We start from the raw sequence: 20,659 nt of genomic DNA, 5'->3' as shown, positions 1-20,659 counted from the left end.
AGCAGCCACCCCACCAAACGCGGGCATCCAATGAAGACCGGCGCAACCCTGCGCCGGTTTTCGTTATTGCGCTATGTATTTTTTGCTGCGTGCATCGCTGCGTACGGCCCGTCCCGCAGGGCCGCACCCGCGGACGCTTCAGGCGCAGGCCGGCGTGGCTGGCGGCGCGTCGGCCGGCTCGGGCGGGGCGCCCGGCACGTCGGGGTCCACCGGCTGGTCGCCGGGCCTGTGGTCGCTGCTCGTGCGGGCAGGCAGGGGAGTGTGCGGAAATCCTGTCATCACGTGCGTGTCCTCAACGGCTGGCCGGGCGCGGGCCCGAAATAAGGCAGCGGCGGCGCAGTACGCCCGCTTCATGCGGCCGGTCAATCCTGCCGCACGCCCCGAAATGCCTGGGCACCGGGCGCTGCCTGTCTCCTGCGGCCCTTGCGGGAAGGGGCCTGCATTCTTCTGTCTGGCGGGTGAGGAGCCCCGTGCGGATGGCTCCGGGACCTGCGAACAGCGTGAATCCGGCCATGGCGTGCGGCCCTGCGCTGTCTGGGCAAGACCTTGGCCCACAACGGGCCGCCTGCTCAGGCGCGGGGCCGACCGCCTTCCCTCGGGCGTCGAGGATTCGGTCGTCGTGTTCCAGGTCAGCCAGTCTGCCGCAGCGGCAGGGCGCCGGCATGGGCGCGGGAGAGGTCCCCTTGGTTAGTGTTGTTGTTCGTCATCACGTCGTTGGCTCCTTGTCCGCCGCGGGCCGGGCATGGGCCGGGTCCGCAAGCGATGGGCGCAACCTTAAGGGACGGGCCTGAAGCTCTGCTGTAGGACGAGGGCGACGCCGTGTGACGCCCCCGTTACACCCACCGCGCGCCCTCATCATCCCTCCTGGTGCTGCACCAGCTTGCGGCCGCTGTCGGCGATGACGAACTGGCCCGAGGGCGTCTTCTGCACGAGGCCCCACTCCAGCAGCCGGCCCGAGAGATGGTGGCGCAGCGCTTCGGGCAGGTCCATGCCGGGGCTGATCTCCAGCTGCTTGAGCGTCTCCAGCTCATCGACCGTGGGCTCATAGACGGGGGCATGGTAGGTGGGCTGTGCGGTGGCCATGGCGCTGTCTCTCCTGATGGTTGTGGCAGTGGCGGCGGGGCCGTGTGCGCCCGTTCGCCCGACTGGCCCAGACTAGGGCGGACGCGCCGGCCGCGCCATCCGCCAATTGCCCGGCCGCGGGCCGGGTACGCGCCTACACGGCGCGCTAGCCCGGACTGGAGGATGATCGGCGGTTTTCCCCAGCGGCGCGTGCCTGCCGCCCTGCCCTCATCCATGCTTCACGCCATTACCGCGCTTTTCTTCTTCCAGCTCCTGGGCGAGCTGCTGGTGCAGTGGCTGCGCCTGCCCTTTCCCGGCGCGCTGGCCGGCATGCTGCTGCTGCTCGTCGCACTGCTCGCCCTGGGCCGGGTGCCCGACTCGCTCGAGCGCGTGGCCGCTGCGCTGCTGCAGAACATGATGCTGCTGTTCATTCCGTCGGTGGCGGCGGTGATGCTGCACTTCGATCTGCTGCGGCGCGAGTGGTTGCCTTTCGCCGTTGCGGGCGTCGCGGGCGCGGCCATCACCCTGGTGGTGACCGCCTGGACGCTGCGCCGCCTGCTGCGCAGTCACCCCGCAGCCCTGGCCGACGCGCCCGGGCAGGACGCGCGATGAGCCCCGCCCTGCAGGCGCTGGCCGCCTCCCCCCTGCCCTGGCTGGTGCTGACCCTGCTGGCCTACGTGGCGGCGGTGCGGCTGTACCGCAGGAGCGGCTCGAACCCGCTCTTGATCCCGGTGCTCACCGGCACCACCCTGGTGGTGGCCGTGCTGCTGTCCACGGGCACGCCTTACGAAACCTACCGCGCCGGCACCGAGTGGCTGACACTGTGCATCGGCCCGGCCACGGTGGCGCTGGCGGTGCCTCTGTTCGCCCAGCGCCAGCGCATCCGCGCGCTGTGGCGCCCGCTGTGCGTGGCGCTGCTGGCGGGCTGCACGGCGGCCATCGCCTCGGCCCTGCTGCTGGCCTGGGCACTGGGCGCCACGCGCGAGACGCTGCTGTCGCTGGCACCCAAGTCCGCCACCATGCCCATCGCCCTGCCGGTGGTCGAGCGCCTGGGCGGCCTGCCGTCGCTGGCCGCCGTGGGCGTGGCCATCACCGGGATCGCCGGTGCGGTGCTGGCCGAGCCCCTGCTGCGCCTGCTGCGGGTGCAGGACCCGGCCGTGCGCGGCTTTGCTGCGGGGCTGACGGCGCACGCCATCGGCACGGCGCGCGAGCTGCAGGTGCACCCGACGTCCGGCGCCTTTGCCGCCCTGGCCATGGGGCTCAACGGCGTGGCGACGGCGGTGCTCACGCCGGTGGCCATCGCGGCGCTGGGCTGGATCTAGGCGGCGTTCGCCTTCAGGAAGTGAAACCGCATCAGCGTGCGCTCGCGCGCGCTGGCGTGCTGCACCACGGGCAGCGGGTAGTCCTCGCCCAGCCGCAGGCCACAAGCGGCGAGCTCCTGCGGCCGCATGTCGGCAGGAAAGTGGATGTGGGCAGGCGGCACGCGCGCCAGCTCGGGCAGGTAGCGGCGGATGAAGCGCCCCTCGGGGTCGAACCTGCGCGACTGCGTGACGGGGTTGAAGATGCGAAACCACGGCTGCGCGTCGCAGCCCGTGGAGGCCGCCCACTGCCAGCCACCGTTGTTGGCCGCCAGGTCGTAGTCGTTCAGGTGCTCGGCGAAGTGGCGCTCGCCCAGGCGCCAGTCCAGGCCCAGGTCCTTGGTCAGAAAGCTCGCCACCACCATGCGCAGGCGGTTGTGCATGTAGCCCGTCTGGTGCAGCTGGCGCAGGGCGGCGTCCACCAGCGGGTAGCCGGTGCGCGCCGTGAGCCAGGCCTGCCACAGCGCGGGCGCGTCGTCCCACTGCACGCGGTCGTACTCGGGCCGAAAGGCCTGGCTGACCACGCGCGGGTGGTGCCACAGGATCATGAAATAGAAATCGCGCCAGCACAGCTCGGACAGCCAGACCTGCGCGCCCGCGTCGCCCCGGGCCGCATGCGGCCAGGCCAGGCGCGCGGCCTCGCGGATCGACAGCGTGCCAAAGCGCAGGTGTACCGACAGGTAGGACACGCCCTTGCGCGCCGGATAGTCGCGCGCCTCGTGGTAGCACGACAGGCGCGAAGCGAAGTCGCGCAGCAGCTGCTGCGCGCCGTCCTGCCCCGTGGGCAGCGCCAGCGTGCCGAGGTTGGTGCGGGCAAAACCCAGCTCTTCCAGACCGGGCAGGCGCTCGGGCACTGGCGGCGGCGCCAGCTGGCCCGGGCGGGGCTCGACCGGGTGCGCGGCCAGCTGCCCGTCGTCCAGCCGCGCCAGCCAGGCCCGGCGGTAGGGCGTAAAGACGCTGTAGGGCTGGTGCTGCCGGTTCAGCACCTCGTCGCATTCGAGCAGCACCTGGTCCTTGTGGCTGGAAAACGCGATGCCCAGCCCCGCCAGCGCGCTTGCCACGGCCGCGTCGCGGGCGCGGGCCGCGGGCTCATAGTCGCGGTTGACCAGCACCTCGCTCACGCCCAGCGCCTGCGCAAGCGCGGCGATGCAGTCGAGCGCCCGCCCGTGGCGCACGATGAGGCCGCCCCCCGGCACGCCGCCGCGTGCAGCCAGCGCCTGCAGCGCCCCGTGCAGCGCGAGCACGCTGGCGTGGATGAACTCGACCCGCCGGTCGGAGCGCGAGGGCAGCGCGTCGAGGATATCGGTGTCGAAGACAAAGGCGCAGTACACCCGGCCATGGCGCGCGAGTGCCTGCGACAGCGCCGCGTGGTCATGCGCGCGCAGGTCGCGGCGAAACCAGACCAGCGCCGTGCTGGTGGCGGGCGCCGCGCTCATGGGCGCTCCCCCGCGCCGCGCGCGGCCTCCAGCAGCCAGGCGGCAAAGCGTGCCAGCGCCGGGCTGGGCGGCTGCTGCTCGGGCGTGACCAGGTAGTAGCCGCGCTCGGACGGCAGCGCCGTGGCGCAGGCGATGACCAGCTCGCCGCGGGCCAGCTCGGCCTCGATCAGCAGCGGCGGTATCAGCGCCACGCCCAGGCCCTGGGTGGCGGCGGCGGCCAGCATGGAAAACAGCTCCAGCCGCGGCCCCTCCAGCGCCCGGGGCGCGGGCACGCCGGCGGCCTCGAACCACTGGCGCCAGCCGTGGGGGCGTGTGCTTTGCTGCAGCAGCGGCAGGCCGGCGATGTCCTGCGGCGCCACCGGCTGCCAGGCACGCCCAGGGCCGCGCCGCGCCGCGCGTGCCAGCAGCTGCGGGCTGCACACGGGCACGATGCTCTCGCCCATCAGCCACTCGGCCTGCACGCCCGGCCAGTGGGCCAGCTGCTCGGGCGTGCCGGCGTGGATGGCGGCGTCGAAACCCGTGTCGGCGAACAGGAAGGGCCGCGTCTGCACGTCGATGTGCACGGTGATGTCGGGGTGCCGGCGCGCCAGCAGCGGCAGGCGCGGCAGCAGCCAGCGCGTGGCGAAGGTGGGCACGGCCGCCAGGGTCACCGTGCCGCCCATGCCCTGGTGCGCCATGAGCTCCAGCGTGCCCTGCTCCAGGTTCTGCAGCCAGCGCGCGGTCTGGCGTGCGTACTGCCGGCCAGCCTCGGTCAGCAGCACGCCGTGGCGGGTGCGGCGAAACAGCGGCACGCCCAGCAGCTCCTCCAGCGCCAGGATCTGGCGCGAAACCGCGCTCTGCGTGAGCGCCAGCTCCTGCGCGGCACGGGTGTAGCTCTCGTGGCGCGCGGCCGCCTCAAAGCAGGCCAGGGCTTGGGTGGAGGGCAGATGAGTGCGATGCATGGATCGGCAGGCGTGTGCAGAGGGCAGAAGAAAGGAGTGTAGGGCCGCATACATGCGAAAAACTCATGCCTGGATGACATCAAATCGTTTGCCGGGGGTGGGCCCTGCCCCTACCATGCGCCCGCATCCGATCCGATCCACCCTCTTCGACAAGGAATCCTCCATGGCCAGCCGCTTCCAGTGGGACGACCCGCTCCAGTTCAACCAGCAGCTCACCGAGGACGAGCGCGCCATCCAGGCCGCCGCCGCCGCCTACTGCCAGGAGCGCCTGGCGCCCCGCGTGCTGGACATGTTCCGCCACGAGAAGACCGACATCAGCATCTTCCGCGAGATGGGCGAACTCGGCCTGCTGGGCCCGACCATTCCCGCCGAGTACGGCGGCGCCGGCCTGAACTACATCAGCTACGGCCTGGTGGCGCGCGAGATCGAGCGCGTGGACTCGGGCTACCGCTCCATGGCCAGCGTTCAGTCGTCGCTGGTCATGGTGCCCATCCACGAGTTCGGCACCGAGGCGCAGAAGCAGAAATACCTGCCAAAACTCGCCAGTGGCGAGTTCATCGGCTGCTTCGGCCTGACCGAGCCCGACCACGGCTCCGACCCCGGCAGCATGGCCAGCCGCGCGCGCAAGGTGGACGGCGGCTATCGCCTCACCGGCGCCAAGATGTGGATCACCAACAGCCCGGTGGCCGACGTCTTCGTGGTCTGGGCCAAGGAAGTGAGCGAGGGCGGCGCCGTGGGCCCCATCCGTGGCTTCATCCTGGACAAGGGCATGGACGGCCTGTCAGCCCCAGCCATCCACGGCAAGGTGGGCCTGCGCGCTTCCATCACCGGCGAGATCGTCATGGACAACGTGTTCGTGCCGGAAGAAAACGCCTTCCCCGAGGTGCAGGGCTTGAAGGGCCCCTTCACCTGTCTGAACAGCGCGCGCTTCGGCATAGCCTGGGGCGCCATGGGCGCGGCCGAGTTCTGCTGGCACACCGCGCGCCAGTACACGCTGGACCGCCAGCAGTTCGGCCGGCCGCTGGCCGCCAACCAGCTGGTGCAAAAGAAGCTGGCCGACATGCAAACCGAGATCGCCCTGGGCCTGCAGGCCGCGCTGCGCGTGGGCCGCATCAAGGACGAGGGCCACAACGTGATCGAGGCCACCTCGCTCATCAAGCGCAACAACTGCGGCAAGGCGCTGGACATCGCCCGCCTGGCGCGCGACATGATGGGTGGCAACGGCATCAGCGACGAATTCGGCGTGGCGCGCCACCTGGTCAACCTGGAGGTGGTGAACACCTACGAGGGCACGCACGACGTGCACGCGCTGATCCTGGGGCGGGCGCAGACGGGGATTGCTGCGTTCGCCAACTGAACTGTCTAACGCAGGCCTTCGGCCGGCGTGGGATGGCGCAACACCACCCGCAGCTCGCGCCCCATCCTGCCCGCGTCCAGCCGGCGCGACTCGCCCATGAAGCTCAGCAGCTGCGGCGTGAGAAGCCCCCGGGCCTGGCTGCGCGAGACGCGCGGCGGGCGCGGCAGGCCGTAGAGGTCGGCGGCCAGGTCGAAGTAGTCGCCCATCTTCAGCACGCTGTCGTCGGCCACGTTGTACAGGCGCTGGCTGCGCCCGCGCCACAGCGCTGCCACGCAGGCGCGCGCCAGGTCGTCGGCGTGGATGTGGTTGGTGTACACGTCCTCGCCGGTTTCGAGCACTGGCGTGCCGCGCAGCAGCCGCTCGCGCGGCGTGCCGCCCGGGCGGTCGGGTGCATAGATGCCGGGCACGCGCAGGACGCTCACGCGCACCCCGGCGCGGCCCAGGTGGCGGCGCAGCGTGCGCTCGGCGTCGGCGCGGCGCCGGGCGCGCGCGGTCGTGGGCCTCACGGGGCGTGTCTCGGCCACCAGGGCGCCGCCGCAGTCACCATACACGCCGCTGGTGGATGCATAGACCAGGGCGCGCGGCAGGCCGCGCCGGCGCAGCGCGCGCGCCAGCGCCGTGCTGCGCGGGTCCCGCTCCTCGGCACCGGGGCCGCCGCTGACTGCCGGGGGCGGCGCCAGGTGCAGCACACGCGTGGCCAGCCCCGCCAGACGCGCCAGGCTGGCGCGCCGGTCCAGGTCGCCCTGCAGGGGGGTGATGCCGCGCGCGCGCAGAAGAGGCACGCGGCCCGGGCTGGAAGTGAGGGCCAGCACGCGCACGCGCCCGGGGGGCTGCAATGCAGCGGCCACACGCAGACCGATGTCGCCGCAGCCCACGACCAGCACGCGTTCGCGGCGAAAGCGGGCAGGCAGGGCGCCCCGGGGGTTTTGGCTGGCGGGCAAAATCACTGCTCCCCTTTTGGTGACACACATTGAAGAAAGCCCACGAGGATACCGACCAGATGACCGCAGCCGAGACCGCCCACCAGATCACCGTGCAGCCCAGCGGGCGCGTTTTCGCCACGCAGGGCGAGGAGACCATTCTGGCCGCCGCCATCCGCAGCGGCGTCGGCCTGCCCTACGGCTGCAAGGACGGCGCCTGCGGCTCGTGCAAGTGCAGGAAGCTCAGCGGCTCGGTGGAGCACGGCCCGCACCAGCAAAAGGCGCTGAGCGACGCCGAGGAGGCGGCCGGCTTCATCCTGACCTGCTGCGCCCGGCCGCTGACCGATGTGGCGCTGGAGTCGCGCCAGGTCACCGACGAGAGCGCCTACCCCATCCGCAAGCTGCCCGTACGGGTGGCCGCGCTGCAGCAGCTGGCCCACGACGTGATGCGCGTGCGCCTGCAGCTGCCGGCGGGCGACGGGTTTCGCTACCACGCCGGGCAGTACATCGAGTTCATCCTCAAGGACGGAGCGCGCCGCGCCTACTCCATGGCCAACGCCCCGCATACGCAGCTGGAGGGCGGCAGTCCGGGCGTGGACCTGCACATCCGCCACATGCCGGGCGGCGTGTTCACCGACCACGTCTTCGGCACCATGAAGGAAAAGGAGATCCTGCGCGTGGAGGGGCCGTTCGGCAGTTTCTTCCTGCGCGAGGACTCGCAGCGACCCATCATCCTGCTGGCCTCGGGCACGGGTTTTGCGCCCATCAAGGCGCTGCTGGAATACATGCAGTTCAAGGGCGTGGACCGGCCCGTGGCGCTCTACTGGGGCGGCCGCCGGCCGCGCGACCTGTACATGGACGGCTGGGTGCGCGAGCGCCTGGCGCAGATGCCCCGGCTGACCTATGTCCCGGTGGTCTCGGACGCGCTGCCCGAGGACGGGTGGACGGGCCGCACCGGCTTCGTGCATCAGGCGGTGCTGGATGACTTTGCCGATCTGTCGGGCCACCAGGTCTATGCCTGCGGCACGCCGGTGATGGTGGACGCGGCGCGCGCCAGCTACGGCAGCGAGCGCGGCCTGCCGGCCGAGGAATTCTTCGCCGACGCCTTCACGTCGGAGGCCGACAAACACGGCGCCTGAAGGCGCACAGGGCGCTCAGGCCGCCGCCATCTCCCGGCACAGCTCGGCGCAGCGCTGGCAGGCCCGCGCGCATTCCTGGCAGTGCGCATGCTCGTGCGCCTTGCACTCCTGGGCGCAGGCCTCGCAGATGCGCGCGCACAGCTCGCACAGGTAGCCCACATGGGCGCTCTCGCGCGCCATGGCGGCGGCAGCCAGGCGGCACATGTCGGCGCAGTCCATGTCCAGCGCGATGCACTTGGCCATGTGGGCCACGTTGTCCTCGCGCAGGCAGGCGGCGGCGCAGAAGTCGCAGGCGGCGGCGCAGTCGTAGCAGGCTTCGATGCAGGCGGCGTAGCGGGATTTGGCCAGGGTGTCGGGGGCTTGCGAGATCATGGGCGCGGTCCTCTCCAGGGGTGGGTCGTACAAAAACAACGGGCTTCGCAAGCCCGGCGCCATCCTAGGAAGGCGCGCCCGCGCGGCTTGTAGGACGCGGCAGCAAACGCGGCCTGACCGCGGCGCTGGCGCAGCGGGCGCGACTTTCTGCACAATCGCCCGCCTATGAACCGCAGAAGCCTCATCCTCTCCCTTCCCGCCGCAGCCGCGCTGGCTGCCGCCGCCCCTGCCCTTCACGCCCAGTCCACGGCGCCCATCCGCCTGGTCGTGCCCTACGCGCCGGGTGGGCCGCTGGATGCGACCGCCCGTGCGCTGGCCGAGCGCGTGCGCGACTCGCTCGGCACCGTGGTCGTGGACAACAAGGCCGGCGCCGGCGGCAACATCGGCGCCGACGTGGTGGCCAAGGCCGCGCCCGACGGCCTGACCATCGGACTGGCAGCCACCGCCACGCACGCCGTCAACCCCTGGCTGTACACGCGCATGCCCTATGACGCGGCGCGCGACTTCGCCGGCATCACGCAGATGGTGCGCGTGCCCAACGTGCTGGTGGTGAATGCCGCGCGCGCCGACCAGTTCAAGATCAACACCGTGGCCGACCTGATCGCCTACGCGCGCGCCAACCCCGGCAAGCTCAATTACGGCAGCGGCGGCAACGGCAGCGCCGGGCACCTGGCCGGCGAGATGCTCAAGCAGAAGGCGGGCATCTACGCCCTGCACATCCCCTACCGCGGCGCCAGCCCCGCGCAGCTGGCGCTGCTGGCGGGCGAGGTGGACTTCAACATCGACAACCTGGCCGCCGCGGCGCCCAACATCCGCGCCGGCAAGCTGCGCGCGCTGGCCGTCACGTCGGAGCAGCCCAGCCCTATGCTGCCGGGCGTGCCGCCCCTGGCGGCCACCTTTCCCGGCTTTGCCATCGACACCTGGTGGGGGCTGGTCGCGCCCGCGGGCACGCCCCGGCCGGTGATCGCCAGGCTCAACAAGGCCTTCACCGACGCCCTCAGGGCGCCCGAGACGCGCACCCGCTTCGAGGCCCTGCTGGCCGAGCCCGTGCCGAGCACGCCCGAGCAGTTCGACGCCTTCATGGCCGCCGAGCGCGCCAAGTACCAGCAGCTGGTCAAGGCCTCGGGCGCCAAGGTGGATTGACGGCAAAAACGCCGGAAACCGGCGTCAGTGCTCGACTTGCAGCTATCGTTTCGATAAAGACGCTGGCGCGCCGGCCGGGCAGCCGGGCGCCGGCAGATCGGCCGGTCGCACCCGCCACAGCACCTGCTCGCCCACGCGGCGCGCTTCCTCGGCCCGGCCGAGGAAGGCGAATTCCTCGCGCTGCCGGTCCGTGCCCAGCACCCAGCTGACCGGCGCCGCGCACAGCGCGACCGTCAGCTCGCGCGGCAGCACCAGCACCTGGCCGGCGGTGGCCGGGTCGAACGCGGCGGCGTCGGCCAGCTCCTTGCGCCAGTTGTCGCGCGCATGCACGTCGGGGCTGTCCCAGTCGTCGACCACGCGCACGGGCCCGGTCAGCCGGGCGTAGAACGGCAGGTCGTAGATGTATTGGCGCAACACGAAGACCGGCTCGCCCGGCTCGCGCAGCGCGTGCAGTGCCTGGCCGACCGGGCGCTCGCTATGGCGCGTGTCGCCCCAGGCCAGCCACAGCACCAGGCCCAGCGCCAGCGCCAGGCCCGCTGCGGTGCTGGCCCACCAGGCGCGCGCACGGCCCGGCGTGATTGCCAGCGCCCGGCTGGCGTCAGCCATGAGCCAGGCCAGCGGCAGGACGGCCGGCAGCACGTAGCCCACCAGCTTGGAGCGCGGCAGCGAGAAGAACAGCAGCACGCTGGCCAGGGCCACCAGCATCAGCAGCCGCACCGCCCCCTGCGGCGTGCCGCGCCCGCCCGCCCAGTAGCCACGCGAGAGCAGGCGCCGGCACCACAGCAGACAGGGCAGGCTGAGCAGTGCCAGCACCGCCGGGTAGAACCACACGGGCATGGCATTGTTGAAGCCGCTGGCGGAAAACCGCTGGAAGTGCTGCACCACAAAAAAGTAGTGCAGAAACCCGTCGAAACGCTGCTGCATGGCCACGAACCAGGGCGCCGCCACCAGCAAAAAAAGCAGCAGCCCGGGCAGCGACAGCAGCGCCAGCAGCGTGCGCCAGCGCCAGCGCAGCAGCAGCCACAGGCCGATGGCCAGGGCCGGCAGCACGAAACCGATCAGGCCCTTGGCCAGCACGCCCAGGCCCGCCAGCGCCCAGCCCAGCCACAGCACGCGCCGGTGCGGCAGGCCCTGCTCGAAGGCCAGCGCCGCATGTGCCAGGGCCAGCACGGTGGCGCCGATACAGCCGCCCACCAGCATGTCCAGGTTGGCGAACTGGGCACCGACGAAAAAGAGCGGCTGCGCCAGCAGCACGAGCAGCGCGCGCCAGGCGTTGCGCGGGCCGCACCAGCGCCGCGTGAAGAGAAACAGTGCCATGGCGGCCAGCGTGGCCCCGGCCATCGAGCCGGCGCGCCCGGCCAGCTCCACCGGCCCCAGCAGCGCCAGCGCCGCGCCGGAGATCCAGTAGAACAGCGGCGGCTTGTGAAAGAACGGCAGGCTGTCCAGCGTGGGCGTGAGCCAGTCGCCCGAGCGCAGCATCTCCCAGGCCACGCTGACGTAGCGGCCCTCGTCGGGCAGCATCAGCGGGCGCATCCAGGCGGTGGCGGCCAGCACCAGCAGGGTCAGGGCGAGCGCCGCCAGGGCGCCCGGCGCGGCCGCGCGCGGGTTGGAAGTGGACAGGGGGGGTGTCATGGCGAAAGAGGGCGGTCAGGGCTGCGGGCTGCCAATCCGGGGCCGGCGGCGCCGCCCTGCCACCACTGCGCGGGCGCCGCGCGCTCGATGCGCTGGCCGGCCACGGACTGTAACCGGACGGCGTCCACGCGCCCGGGCGCGATTTCAGCCAGGGGCAGGAGCACGAAGGCACGCTCGCCCATGCGCGGGTGCGGCACGGTGAGTTCGGCCGTGGCGTGGCGTTCGTCGCCGTAGAGCAGCACGTCCAGGTCAAGAGTGCGCGGTGCATTGCGGTAGGGGCGCTCGCGCCCGGCCGCCTGCTCGATGGCCTGCAGGGCATGCAGCAGCGCCAGCGCCGGCAGCTGCGTGTGCAGCTCGGCCACGGCATTGAGGTAGTCCGGCCCGCCCGCGTCCACGGGCGCGCTGCGGTAGAGGGACGAGACCTGGCGCAGCTGCGTGCCGGGCAGGTCGGCCAGTGCCCGGACTGCGCCCCGCAGCGCCGCACGCGCATCACCCAGGTTGGCGCCCAGGCCGACCCAGGCGTGCACCAGCGTCACTCGCCGTCCGGGCCGTGGTCGGCGGCGCCGCCGGCCGCGCCGCCGCCCGTGCTGCCTGTGCCACTCTTGCGCCGGCGCCGGCGGCGCTTTTTCGGGGCATCGGTCGCATCCGCCGTACCCTCCTCGCCCGGCGCCAGTGCCTCGTCCTCGTGCCCTTCGGCGTCGGCATCCGCGGGCGCTGCGGCGGGCACGCGGCGCACCACGGGCAGTTTTTTCTTCGGCTGGCCGCCGCGCTGCTGCTGGCGCAGCTCCTCGCGCACCTGTGCCAGCATGTCCTGGCGCCGCGCGTCGTCGGTGACGTAGAACTCCTGCCACCACTCGACCAGCCCCTCGGCCACGCCGCCCACGTCGGCGCGCAGGCGGAAGAAGTCGAAGCCGGCGCGGAAGCGGATGTGCGCCACCATGCTGAAGGGCGTGTTGCCCGAGCGCTTGTCAAAGCGCGGCTGCATGACCCAGATCTCGCGCATGTCGGCCGCCAGCTTGCCGCGGCCGGAGACGTCGCCGATGCGCCGGTCGAACACGTCGTCGATGGCGCCCTGCAGCGCCGGGAAAGTGTGCTCGCCCTCCTCCTGGCGGCGCTGCCACAGCGTCTCCACGTCCTGCCACAGCACGCAGGCCAGCAGAAAGCTCGGCGCCACGGCCTTGCCCTCGGCCACGCGCCGGTCGGTGTCCTGCAGAGCCGCGCGCACCAGCGGGTCGCCCGCGCGCTCGACCACGATGTCCAGCAGCGGGTAGATGCCGCGCTCCAGGCCGAGCTTCTTCAACTGCTCGATGGTCGCCAGCGCGTGGCCAGTCTGCAGCAGCTTGAGCATCTCGTCGAACAGGCGGCTCTGCGGCACGTCCTGCAGGAGCGGCTCGCACTCGACCAGAGGCCGGGCGGTCTTGGGCTCCAGCGCAAAGCCGAGGTGGCTGAGCTTGGCGGCAAAGCGCACGGCGCGGATGATGCGCACCGGGTCCTCGCGGTAGCGCGCGGCCGGGTCGCCGATCATGCGCAGCACGCGCTTGCCCGCGTCCTGGATGCCCCGGTGGTAGTCCACCACGACCTGGGTCTCGGGGTCGTAGTACATGGCGTTGACGGTGAAGTCACGCCGCGCCGCGTCCTCCTCCTGCGGGCCCCAGACGTTGTCGCGCAGCACGCGGCCGCTGGCGTCCACTGCGTGCTGCATGCCGGCCAGCTGCGCGCGGCTGGTCTTCTCGTTGCCCTTGACCTGCTCGGCCGCGGCGTTGTCCATATAGGCGCGGAAGGTAGAGACCTCGACCACGTCGTGCTCACGCCCGCGCCCGTGCACCACATGCACGATGCGAAAGCGCTTGCCGATGATGAAGGCGCGCCGGAACAGCCCCTTGACCTCCTCGGGCGTGGCATTGGTGGCCACGTCGAAGTCCTTGGGCTTGAGGCCCAGCAGCAGGTCGCGCACGGCGCCGCCGACGATGTAGGCCTCGTGGCCCGCCTCCTGCAGCGTGCGCACCACGTCATAGGCGCGCCGGTCCACCAGCTGCGGGTCGATGCCGTGCACGCTGGCGGGCACCTCGGCGCGCTTGCCGAAGCGGTTCTTGGCGGCCGCTGCGCGGGCGCCCGCGGCGCCGTCCTTCTTGCCCAGCAGCTTGTCGATGAAGGTCTTGATCATGGTGTGGGGGTGGGGGCGAAGAGGTCCAGGATGCGCCAGCCGCGCTCGGCGGCCAGCGCGCGCAGGCGGGCGTCGGGGTTGGTGGCCACGGGGTGGTCCACGCGCTCCAGCAGGGGCACGTCGTTGAAGGAGTCGCTGTAGAAGGTGCTCTCCACGTCGGCCCAGCCCTGGCCGCGCGCGGCCAGCCACTCGTGCATGCGCTGCACCTTGCCCTCGCGCATGGAGGGCGTGCCACGGATGGCGCCGGTGTACCAGCCGTGCGCGCCGCCGCGCTCCAGCTCCACGGCCAGCAGGTGCTGCACGCCCAGCGCCTGGGCGATGGGGCGGGTAACGAACTCGTTGGTGGCGGTGATGATGACCAGCTCGTCGCCGGCGGCCCGGTGCTGCTCGAGCAGCGCCAGCGCCTCGGCGCGGATGGCCGGGGCGATCACCTCGCGCATGAACTGCGCGTGCGCCGCGCCGGCCGCCTCGGCGCCGCGCCGGCAGACGGCCTCGGTGGCAAAGCGCACGTAGTCGTGCACGTCCAGGCGCCCGGCCACGTAGTCGTCGTAGAAAGCCTGGTTGCGCCGGCCGAACTCGGTGCGGTCGCACCAGCCCAGGCGGATGGTGAATTCGCCCCACTCGTAGTCCGAGTCGAGCGGCAGCAGCGTGTGGTCCAGGTCAAAAAGGGCCAGGCGCGGGCGCTGCAAAGAAGGGTCAGTGGGCATCGAAAGTCAAAAAGAGGGAAAGGGGCGCCAGCGCCAGGTCTTCAGCCGCCCTGCAGCATGGCCTTGAGCAGCGGCACGGTGATGGCGCGCTGGCGGCGCAGTGCAAAGCCGTCGAGCCGGTCGAGCAGCGCGGCCTGGCTGCCCAGGTCGCGCGAGAAGTGGCTGAGCATGTAGTCGACCACCTCGCCGCTGAGCTGCAGCCCGCGCGCGCGCGCCTGCTGCTGCAGCACGCCGCGCCGGCCGGCCTCGTCCAGGGGCTGCAGCTGGAACACGTGGCCCCAGGCCACGCGCGAGCGCAGGTCCTCGCGCAGCGGCAGGTCGGCGGGCGGCAGCTCGCCGGCGGCCAGCACCCAGCGCGGTGCGCCGCAGGCCGGGTTCATGGCATTGATGAACCAGTTGAAGGCCGCCGCCTGCTGCGCCTCGCTGTAGCGGTGCACGTCGTCGAGCAGCACGGCGTTCCAGTGCTCATCGAAGGCGCTGGGCCAGCGCATGCGCGGGTCCAGCCAGCCCAGGCGCGCGCCCTGGTTGCGCAGGCCCTCATAGGCGGCACGCAGCAGGTGCGACTTGCCCGTGCCGGGCGGGCCCCACAGGTAGACCGGCATGGGCGCGGCGCCCGCGAGCACCTCGTCCAGCGCCTGGCGCAGATGCGCCACGGCCTGGGCGTTGCCCTCGGCATGGAAGTTCTCCAGCGTCGGCCCGCTGGCCAGGCCAATGTCCAGCGCAAGCTGCTGCATCGTCATCGTCAGAGGGCCGGGGCGCGCCGCCGCAGGGTGGCAGCCGGATTGAGGAACATGGCGAAAAGGGGAGAAGGTGGAGCGCGGGCAGCTGCCGGGCACGCCCGGCGGGCGCGGGCCGGGCCGTCCTTGTAACCGCGGGATTTTACGGCGCCTTAAAATCCGCAGTTTGCCGCCTGCGCCGCGACGGCGCGCCTCCTGCCCCACTGTCATCCATGAGCACCACCACTTCCTCCCCCCTCTCGTACAAGGACGCTGGCGTCGACATCGACGCGGGCGACGCCCTGGTCGAGCGCATCAAGCCGCTGGCCCGGCGCACCATGCGCCCGGGCGTCATGGCGGGCATCGGCGGCTTCGGCGCGCTGTTCGAGGTGCCCAAGGGCTATGACGAGCCGGTGCTGGTCTCGGGCACCGACGGCGTGGGCACCAAGCTCAAGCTGGCGTTCGAGTGGAACCTGCACGACACCGTGGGCATCGACCTGGTGGCCATGAGCGTCAACGACGTGCTGGTGCAGGGCGCCGAGCCGCTGTTCTTCCTGGACTATTTCGCCTGCGGCAAGCTGGACGTGGACACGGCCGCCGCCGTGGTCGGCGGCATCGCCCGCGGCTGCGAGCTGTCGGGCTGCGCGCTGATCGGCGGCGAGACGGCCGAGATGCCCGGCATGTACCCCGAAGGCGAGTACGACCTGGCGGGCTTTGCCGTGGGCGTGGTGGAAAAGCGCAAGATCCTCTCGGGCGCGGCCGTGCAGACAGGCGACGTGGTGCTGGGCCTGGCCTCCAGCGGCGTGCACTCCAACGGCTTTTCCCTGGTGAGAAAGTGCATCGAGCGCGCCGCCGCCACAGGCAGCCTGCCCGATACGCTCGACGGCCAGCCGTTCCGGCAGGCGCTCATGCAGCCCACGCGCCTGTACGTGAAAAGCGTGCTGGCGGCGCTGGCCGCGCACCCGCACGGGGCCGGGGCCGACGGCATCAAGGCGCTGGCGCACATCACCGGCGGCGGCCTGCTGGAGAACATCCCGCGCGTGCTGCCCGAAGGCCTGGCCGCGCACCTGCAAGCCGGCAGCTGGCCGCAGACCGAACTGTTCGCCTGGCTGCAGCGCACCGCCGGCATCGACGCCACCGAGATGAACCGCACCTTCAACAACGGCATCGGCATGGTGGTGGTGGTTGCCGCCGAGGCCGCCGAGGCGGTGCGCGCCACGCTCGCGCAGCACGGCGAGGACGTGCACACCATCGGCCGCATCGCCGAGCGCGCAGGCGGCGCGGCCGTGGTCGTGGCCTGACGCCGCGCGCCCCATGACTGCCGGGCCGCCCCCGCCGCGCGACGAAGCGGCACCCGACGGGGTGCTGATGCCCCTGGACGCCAGCCCGCCCCCGGCGCGGCGCCGGCGGGGCGGGCCGCGCCTGGCGGCGCCCTCGCGCGGCGTGAAGGTGGCCAGCTACCTTCTGATGGCCGCCGCCCTGCTGCTGATCATGCTGCGCGGGCTGCTGCCCGGCCTGCTGACGGTGTGCCTCGGTTTTCTGCTCACGCGCTGGCTCACGGCGCAGCTGCACTGGCTGCCGCCGCGTGCCCGCAGCGGTGCACCGAGCCTGGCGGCCGCCCTGGTCGTGCTCTCGCCGCTGTTGTTCGTGGTGCTGGCGCTGTCACACTCGCGCAGCTACATCCTGGCCGCGCCCCAGCAGTACCGCGAGCTGCTGGACTTCCTGGCGCGCACGGTGCTGGAGCTGCGCCTGAAACTGCCGCCGGACATCGCCACCCAGCTGCCCGAGGGCGCCGCCGAGATCCAGCGCGCCCTGGCCGCCTACCTGGGCGCCAAGGCCGGCGCGCTGGCCATGGCCGGGCGCATCTGGCTGGCCGGCGTGCTCTACGCCTACGTGGGCCTGCTGATCGGCGCCCTGGCCGCCGTGCGCACGCGCGGACGCGCCCACGGGCCGCTGGCGCAGGAGCTGACCTTGCGCGTGGCGCGCCTGGGCGACGCCTTCCGGCAGATCGTCGCGGCGCAGTTCTGGATCGCCTCGTTCAACACGCTGCTCACGGCCATCTTCCTGCTGGCCGTGCTGCCGCTGTGGGACATGCGCCTGCCCTACACGCCGGCGCTCATCACGCTCACCTTCATCGCGGGGCTGGTGCCCATCGTCGGCAACCTGCTGTGCAACGCCGTGATCACGGTGGTCGGGCTGTCGGTCTCGCCCATGACGGCCGTGGCCTGTCTGGTCTTCCTCATCCTGATCCACAAGGCCGAGTACGTGATCAACGCCAAGGTGGTGGGCCAGCGCACGCACATGGGCGTGTGGGAACTGCTGTCGGTGATGTTCGTCGCCGAGGCCGTGTTCGGGCCGGCCGGGCTGGTGGCGGCGCCGCTGTTCTATGCCTACCTGAAGAAGGAGCTGGAGGCGGAGCGGCTGGTCTGAACGCTCTGCCAACGATAGCTGCAAGCCCTTGCTGGATAAGGGCTAAGGGCGGTTTTTGATGCAAAATCTGCTCGGGCGGGCGCCTGTCCCGGGCGCGTCAGCCCGGCCTCGGCGGGCGCGGGCTTGGGCTATCCTGACGCAGGCAGCGCCCCGGCGCTTTTTTCGCCTTTCCAACCACCAGCACACATCACTGAAGGAGACCTTGCATGACCATTCTCGTCGCCTACGTCGCCCGCCCCGAGGGCCGCGCCGCACTGGACAAGGGCATTGAAATCGCCACCCGCCGAGGCGAGCGTCTGGTGGTCGTCAACGCCGGCCCGGGCGGCCGCTCGGAGGATGAGAGCATCGTCAACGGCTACGAGGTCGAGCGCGTGGAAGAGCGCCTGGCCGCCCTGCCCATCCAGGCCGAGTTCAAGCAGTTCGTGCGCGGCAAGAGCGCCATCGACGAGATCCAGGACATGGTCGCCAGCCTGCAGGTCTCGGTGCTGGTCATCGGCCTGCGCAAGCGCTCGGCCGTGGGCAAGCTGCTGCTGGGCAGCATGGCGCAGGAGATCCTGCTGAACGTCGACTGCCCGGTGCTGGCCGTCAAGGCCCACTGACGGTCCCGTGGCGCGGCGGCTCAGGCCGCGCCGCGCAGCGCGTGCACCAGGGCGGCGATGGCGCTGGTGTCCTCGGCGCCGTGCGTGTTGTCCAGGTAGGCCTGCAGGTCCTGCATGGCCGGCACCGAGTGGCCCAGTTCGGCGTGCGCCAGCCCCCGGTCGCGCAGTTCGGCCCAGGAGCCCGGCAGCAGCACCACCAGCCGCTCCTGCACCGCCAGGAGCAGCTCCCAGTCCCGGCGCGCCCGGTGGATCTCCTTGAGGTTGCGCAGCATGCGTGCCAGGATCTCGCGCGCCGACGCGGCCTGCAGGAGCACGCTGAGCGGCGGCGCCTCGTCCCCGGCGCCGTCGCGCTGGAAGGGCTCCAGCCGTTCGAGCAGCGCCTCCTGCGACAGCGACTGGCCGGTGAGCGGGTCCAACACCACCTGCCCGCCCGCCACGCGCGCCTTGACCAGGAAATGCCCGGGAAAGGACACGCCCGCGGCGTTCAGGCCGATGCCCTGGGCCAGCTCCAGCCACAGCACGGCCAGCGAGATGGGGATGCCCCGGCGGCTGTGCAGCACGCTGTGCAGGTAGCTGTTCTCGGGCGCGTAGTAATCGTTCAAATTGCCGGAAAAACCCAGCTCGCCATAGAACAGGTGGTTGAGCAGGCGCAGGCGCTGCAGCGCGCCGGCGTCCTGCGGCAGGCGGGCCTTCAGGCGGGCCAGCAGCCGGTCCATGTCGGCCAGGACCTCCTGCACGTCCAGCTGCGGGTAGGCGTCCTGCGCCAGGCAGGCTGCGGCCTCCAGCAGTGCCAGGTTGTCGCCGGGCTGCGGCGCCACCAGGGCGGTGAAGTACTGCAGCGGCGTGGGGATGGAATAGCTCAGGGGAGGCATGGAAAGGCAGAAAAAGGGGAATGCCGGGCCGCGCGTCAGCGGCGCAGCACCTGGCGCGGTCGCAGGCCCGTGGCCGCGAGCGCGCCGAAATACACCAGGGCCGAACCAGCCAGCAGCAGCGCCAGCAAAGCGGCGCGCTGCAGGCCGTGCGCGCCCAGGCCCAGCCAGTCGAAATGCCGATTGGCCCAAGCCAGGAAGGCCGCCAGCAGGGCGCCCGCCACCAGCACCTGCAAGGACAGGCGTGCCCAGCCCGGGCGCGGCACATAGCTGCCGCGGCGCAGCAGGCCCGTGAGCAGCCACGCCGCGTTGAGCATGGCGCCCAGGCCGATGGACAGAGCCAGCCCGGCGTGCGCCAGCCACGGCACCAGGGCGATGTTCATGAGCTGCGTGGCCACCAGCACCACGACGGCGATGCGCACCGGCGTGCGGATGTCCTGGCTGGCGTAGTAGCCCGGCGCCAGCACCTTGATGGCCACCAGGCCCAGCAGCCCGGCGCCGTAGCCGGCCAGGGCCACGGTGATGGCCTGCACGTCCACGGCGGTGAGCGCGCCGTGGTGGAACAGCGTGGCCACCAGGGGCTGGCCAAAAGCCAGCAGCCCGATGGCGCAGGGCACGGCCAGCAGCAGCACCATGCGCAGGCCCCAGTCGAGCATGCTGCTGTAGCGCTCGCCATCGCCCGAGGCACGCGCCGCCGCCAGCTGCGGCGTGAGCACCACGCCCAGCGCCACGCCCAGCAGGGCGGTCGGAAACTCCATCAGCCGGTCGGCGTAGAACAGCCAGGTCACGCTGCCGGGGGTCAGCCAAGAGGCGATCTGGGTGTTGATCATGAGCGAGATCTGTGCCACGCCCACGCCCAACAGCGCCGGCGCCATGAGGGTCAGGATGCGGCGCACCCCCGGCTCGCGCCAGGCGGCGCGCAGGCGTGCCCAGCCCAGGCCGATGCGCGGCAGCAAGCCCATGCGCGCCAGCGCCGGCACCTGCACCGCCAGCTGCAACGCCCCGCCCGCCATGACGCCACCGACCATGGCGTAGATGGGCTCGATGCCGCGCACGGCCAACTGCGGCGCGCCCAGCCAGGCGGCCGCGATCATCGACAGGTTCAGCAGCACGGGGGTGGCGGCGGGCACGGCAAAGCGCTTCCAGGTATTGAGTACGCCTGCAGACAGTGCCACCAGCGACATGAAGCCGATGTAGGGAAACATCCAGCGCGTCATGAACGTTGCCGCCTCAAAGCCCTGGGGGCTCTGGCGCAGGCCGCTGGCCAGCAGCCAGACCAGCGCCGGCGCGCCCAGCATGCCGAGCAGGCAGGTGAGCACCAGCACCCAGAACAGCACCGTCGCCACGGCGTCGATCAGCCCGCGCGTGGCCTCGTCGCCGTGCTGCGTGCGGTGCCCGGCCAGCACCGGCACGAACGCCTGGCTGAACGCGCCTTCGGCAAACAGGCGGCGGAACAGGTTGGGAATGCGGAAGGCGACGTTGAAGGCGTCGGTCAGGGCGTTGGCGCCGAAGATGGACGCCATGAGCAGGTCGCGCACCAGGCCCGTAACACGCGAGGCCAGAGTCAGCAGCGAAACGGTGGATGCGGCTTTGAGCAGGGACACCGGCCCGAGTGTATGCGCGCGCCGGCACGCGGCGCCGAAAAAGGCGGATGCGCTATAATGGCCGGCTTTGCTGGCAACATCCTCAGACACTTAGGAACACGAATACCATGGCATCCAACAAGCCCAAGAAGAAAGACCCGCGCCTGGCCTCGGGTCGCAAGCGCGCCCGCCAGGGCGTCAAGCTCAACGCAGCCAACACCTCGCTGCGCT

The 20,659-nt window shown here is 71.8% G+C and carries 21 protein-coding genes and 1 pseudogene; 9 read left to right on the top strand and 13 right to left on the bottom strand.

Going from position 1 to position 20,659, the window contains the following annotated elements; genetic code table 11:
- Positions 1-138: 138 nt before the first annotated feature.
- Positions 139-279, bottom strand: coding sequence for a hypothetical protein (locus tag RT051_RS10070; protein WP_313075942.1), 141 nt, complete (start codon positions 277-279; stop codon positions 139-141).
- Between the two features lie 576 nt (positions 280-855).
- Entirely contained in the window at positions 856-1,083 is a 228-nt protein-coding gene (locus tag RT051_RS10065; RefSeq protein ID WP_313075940.1) for a hypothetical protein, read from the bottom strand.
- Between the two features lie 213 nt (positions 1,084-1,296).
- On the opposite strand from RT051_RS10065, the gene RT051_RS10060 reads away from it, so the two are divergent.
- Positions 1,297-1,674 carry a CidA/LrgA family protein gene (locus RT051_RS10060; RefSeq protein WP_313075937.1) on the top strand — a complete coding sequence of 126 codons (378 nt, stop codon included), beginning with the start codon at positions 1,297-1,299 and terminating at the stop codon, positions 1,672-1,674.
- Entirely contained in the window at positions 1,671-2,384 is a 714-nt protein-coding gene (locus tag RT051_RS10055) for an LrgB family protein (protein WP_313075935.1), read from the top strand. The genes RT051_RS10060 and RT051_RS10055 overlap by 4 nt, the downstream gene beginning before the upstream one ends.
- Here RT051_RS10055 and RT051_RS10050 read toward each other — a convergent pair.
- Positions 2,381-3,856: a deoxyribodipyrimidine photo-lyase gene (locus RT051_RS10050; protein ID WP_313075932.1), complete on the bottom strand. Its 1,476-nt coding sequence runs from the start codon at positions 3,854-3,856 to the stop codon at positions 2,381-2,383. The two genes, RT051_RS10055 and RT051_RS10050, sit on opposite strands and share 4 nt — an antisense overlap.
- Positions 3,853-4,797 (bottom strand): LysR substrate-binding domain-containing protein, encoded by a 945-nt coding sequence (locus RT051_RS10045; RefSeq protein WP_313075929.1) that lies wholly within the window; start codon positions 4,795-4,797, stop codon positions 3,853-3,855. Before RT051_RS10045 ends, RT051_RS10050 begins: the two co-directional genes overlap by 4 nt.
- A 163-nt stretch (positions 4,798-4,960) precedes the next feature.
- On the opposite strand from RT051_RS10045, the gene RT051_RS10040 reads away from it, so the two are divergent.
- Positions 4,961-6,154, top strand: a complete 1,194-nt coding sequence (locus RT051_RS10040) for an acyl-CoA dehydrogenase (RefSeq protein WP_313075927.1) — start codon at positions 4,961-4,963, stop codon at positions 6,152-6,154.
- A 5-nt stretch (positions 6,155-6,159) separates the two neighbouring features.
- Here the strand turns inward: RT051_RS10040 and RT051_RS10035 are convergent, their stop codons facing one another.
- Positions 6,160-7,095: an NAD-dependent epimerase/dehydratase family protein gene (locus RT051_RS10035; RefSeq protein ID WP_313075924.1), complete on the bottom strand. Its 936-nt coding sequence runs from the start codon at positions 7,093-7,095 to the stop codon at positions 6,160-6,162.
- 59 nt (positions 7,096-7,154) lie between these two features.
- Here RT051_RS10035 and RT051_RS10030 point away from each other — a divergent pair, with 59 nt between their 5' ends.
- Positions 7,155-8,213: a CDP-6-deoxy-delta-3,4-glucoseen reductase gene (locus tag RT051_RS10030; protein ID WP_313075972.1), complete on the top strand. Its 1,059-nt coding sequence runs from the start codon at positions 7,155-7,157 to the stop codon at positions 8,211-8,213.
- Positions 8,214-8,228: 15 nt separating this feature from the next.
- Here the strand turns inward: RT051_RS10030 and RT051_RS10025 are convergent, their stop codons facing one another.
- Complete coding sequence (locus RT051_RS10025) at positions 8,229-8,585, bottom strand: four-helix bundle copper-binding protein (RefSeq protein ID WP_409520588.1); 357 nt, start codon at positions 8,583-8,585, stop codon at positions 8,229-8,231.
- 165 nt (positions 8,586-8,750) lie between these two features.
- On the opposite strand from RT051_RS10025, the gene RT051_RS10020 reads away from it, so the two are divergent.
- Positions 8,751-9,728: a tripartite tricarboxylate transporter substrate binding protein gene (locus tag RT051_RS10020; RefSeq protein WP_313075921.1), complete on the top strand. Its 978-nt coding sequence runs from the start codon at positions 8,751-8,753 to the stop codon at positions 9,726-9,728.
- Between the two features lie 42 nt (positions 9,729-9,770).
- Here the strand turns inward: RT051_RS10020 and RT051_RS10015 are convergent, their stop codons facing one another.
- Genes RT051_RS10015 through hda form a run of 5 tightly spaced genes read right to left on the bottom strand, consistent with a single transcriptional unit; the run spans position 9,771 to position 14,965 of the window.
- Positions 9,771-11,360 (bottom strand): glycosyltransferase family 39 protein, encoded by a 1,590-nt coding sequence (locus tag RT051_RS10015; RefSeq protein WP_313075919.1) that lies wholly within the window; start codon positions 11,358-11,360, stop codon positions 9,771-9,773.
- On the bottom strand, positions 11,357-11,896 hold the full coding sequence (gene folK / locus RT051_RS10010) for a 2-amino-4-hydroxy-6-hydroxymethyldihydropteridine diphosphokinase (RefSeq protein WP_313075918.1): 540 nt from the start codon (positions 11,894-11,896) through the stop codon (positions 11,357-11,359). The genes RT051_RS10015 and folK overlap by 4 nt, the downstream gene beginning before the upstream one ends.
- Positions 11,893-13,524 carry a polynucleotide adenylyltransferase PcnB gene (gene pcnB / locus RT051_RS10005; protein WP_313075915.1) on the bottom strand — a complete coding sequence of 544 codons (1,632 nt, stop codon included), beginning with the start codon at positions 13,522-13,524 and terminating at the stop codon, positions 11,893-11,895. Before pcnB ends, folK begins: the two co-directional genes overlap by 4 nt.
- Positions 13,521-14,231, bottom strand: a complete 711-nt coding sequence (locus tag RT051_RS10000; protein ID WP_313075913.1) for an HAD family hydrolase — start codon at positions 14,229-14,231, stop codon at positions 13,521-13,523. The genes pcnB and RT051_RS10000 overlap by 4 nt, the downstream gene beginning before the upstream one ends.
- A gap of 41 nt (positions 14,232-14,272) precedes the next feature.
- Entirely contained in the window at positions 14,273-14,965 is a 693-nt protein-coding gene (gene hda, locus RT051_RS09995) for a DnaA regulatory inactivator Hda (RefSeq protein WP_313075967.1), read from the bottom strand.
- A 215-nt stretch (positions 14,966-15,180) separates the two neighbouring features.
- Between hda and purM the strand changes: the two genes are divergently transcribed.
- From purM to RT051_RS09980, 3 genes are all read left to right on the top strand, one after another.
- Positions 15,181-16,248, top strand: a complete 1,068-nt coding sequence (purM, locus tag RT051_RS09990) for a phosphoribosylformylglycinamidine cyclo-ligase (RefSeq protein WP_313075910.1) — start codon at positions 15,181-15,183, stop codon at positions 16,246-16,248.
- A gap of 67 nt (positions 16,249-16,315) precedes the next feature.
- On the top strand, positions 16,316-17,377 hold the full coding sequence (locus tag RT051_RS09985; protein WP_313075966.1) for a permease: 1,062 nt from the start codon (positions 16,316-16,318) through the stop codon (positions 17,375-17,377).
- 206 nt (positions 17,378-17,583) lie between these two features.
- The gene (locus tag RT051_RS09980; RefSeq protein WP_313075907.1) at positions 17,584-17,976 is read left to right on the top strand and encodes a universal stress protein; all 393 of its coding nucleotides are present in this window, start codon (positions 17,584-17,586) and stop codon (positions 17,974-17,976) included.
- Positions 17,977-17,996: 20 nt separating this feature from the next.
- Here the strand turns inward: RT051_RS09980 and RT051_RS09975 are convergent, their stop codons facing one another.
- Together RT051_RS09975 and murJ are read right to left on the bottom strand one after the other, a co-directional pair.
- Positions 17,997-18,848: a SirB1 family protein gene (locus RT051_RS09975; protein ID WP_313075905.1), complete on the bottom strand. Its 852-nt coding sequence runs from the start codon at positions 18,846-18,848 to the stop codon at positions 17,997-17,999.
- A gap of 35 nt (positions 18,849-18,883) precedes the next feature.
- A complete protein-coding gene (gene murJ, locus RT051_RS09970; RefSeq protein ID WP_313075902.1) occupies positions 18,884-20,449 on the bottom strand; it encodes a murein biosynthesis integral membrane protein MurJ in 1,566 nt (521 codons plus the stop codon).
- Between the two features lie 107 nt (positions 20,450-20,556).
- On the opposite strand from murJ, the pseudogene RT051_RS09965 reads away from it, so the two are divergent.
- Positions 20,557-20,659 (top strand): annotated as a pseudogene (locus tag RT051_RS09965) (30S ribosomal protein S20); the annotation flags it as partial.

This window comes from Melaminivora sp. (genome assembly GCF_032059615.1).
Lineage (GTDB): Bacteria > Pseudomonadota > Gammaproteobacteria > Burkholderiales > Burkholderiaceae_C > Melaminivora.
The sequence above is the reverse complement of the archived record's forward strand: the minus strand, read 5'-3'. Positions and strand labels throughout refer to the sequence as shown.

What these genes read in the sequence shown, in the direction of transcription:
- RT051_RS10030 (WP_313075972.1), top strand. Translation starts at nt 7,155, where the DNA reads ATGACCGCAGCCGAGACCGCCCACCAGATCACCGTGCAGCCCAGCGGG.
- RT051_RS09985 (WP_313075966.1), top strand. Translation starts at nt 16,316, where the DNA reads ATGCCCCTGGACGCCAGCCCGCCCCCGGCGCGGCGCCGGCGGGGCGGG.
- RT051_RS10065 (WP_313075940.1), bottom strand. Translation starts at nt 1,083, where the DNA reads ATGGCCACCGCACAGCCCACCTACCATGCCCCCGTCTATGAGCCCACG.
- RT051_RS10070 (WP_313075942.1), bottom strand. Translation starts at nt 279, where the DNA reads ATGACAGGATTTCCGCACACTCCCCTGCCTGCCCGCACGAGCAGCGAC.
- RT051_RS09975 (WP_313075905.1), bottom strand. Translation starts at nt 18,848, where the DNA reads ATGCCTCCCCTGAGCTATTCCATCCCCACGCCGCTGCAGTACTTCACC.
- RT051_RS10050 (WP_313075932.1), bottom strand. Translation starts at nt 3,856, where the DNA reads ATGAGCGCGGCGCCCGCCACCAGCACGGCGCTGGTCTGGTTTCGCCGC.
- RT051_RS10015 (WP_313075919.1), bottom strand. Translation starts at nt 11,360, where the DNA reads ATGACACCCCCCCTGTCCACTTCCAACCCGCGCGCGGCCGCGCCGGGC.
- RT051_RS10025 (WP_409520588.1), bottom strand. Translation starts at nt 8,585, where the DNA reads ATGATCTCGCAAGCCCCCGACACCCTGGCCAAATCCCGCTACGCCGCC.
- RT051_RS10060 (WP_313075937.1), top strand. Translation starts at nt 1,297, where the DNA reads ATGCTTCACGCCATTACCGCGCTTTTCTTCTTCCAGCTCCTGGGCGAG.
- RT051_RS10055 (WP_313075935.1), top strand. Translation starts at nt 1,671, where the DNA reads ATGAGCCCCGCCCTGCAGGCGCTGGCCGCCTCCCCCCTGCCCTGGCTG.
- RT051_RS10000 (WP_313075913.1), bottom strand. Translation starts at nt 14,231, where the DNA reads ATGCCCACTGACCCTTCTTTGCAGCGCCCGCGCCTGGCCCTTTTTGAC.
- hda (WP_313075967.1), bottom strand. Translation starts at nt 14,965, where the DNA reads ATGCAGCAGCTTGCGCTGGACATTGGCCTGGCCAGCGGGCCGACGCTG.
- pcnB (WP_313075915.1), bottom strand. Translation starts at nt 13,524, where the DNA reads ATGATCAAGACCTTCATCGACAAGCTGCTGGGCAAGAAGGACGGCGCC.
- RT051_RS10040 (WP_313075927.1), top strand. Translation starts at nt 4,961, where the DNA reads ATGGCCAGCCGCTTCCAGTGGGACGACCCGCTCCAGTTCAACCAGCAG.
- purM (WP_313075910.1), top strand. Translation starts at nt 15,181, where the DNA reads ATGAGCACCACCACTTCCTCCCCCCTCTCGTACAAGGACGCTGGCGTC.
- RT051_RS10045 (WP_313075929.1), bottom strand. Translation starts at nt 4,797, where the DNA reads ATGCATCGCACTCATCTGCCCTCCACCCAAGCCCTGGCCTGCTTTGAG.
- RT051_RS09980 (WP_313075907.1), top strand. Translation starts at nt 17,584, where the DNA reads ATGACCATTCTCGTCGCCTACGTCGCCCGCCCCGAGGGCCGCGCCGCA.
- RT051_RS10020 (WP_313075921.1), top strand. Translation starts at nt 8,751, where the DNA reads ATGAACCGCAGAAGCCTCATCCTCTCCCTTCCCGCCGCAGCCGCGCTG.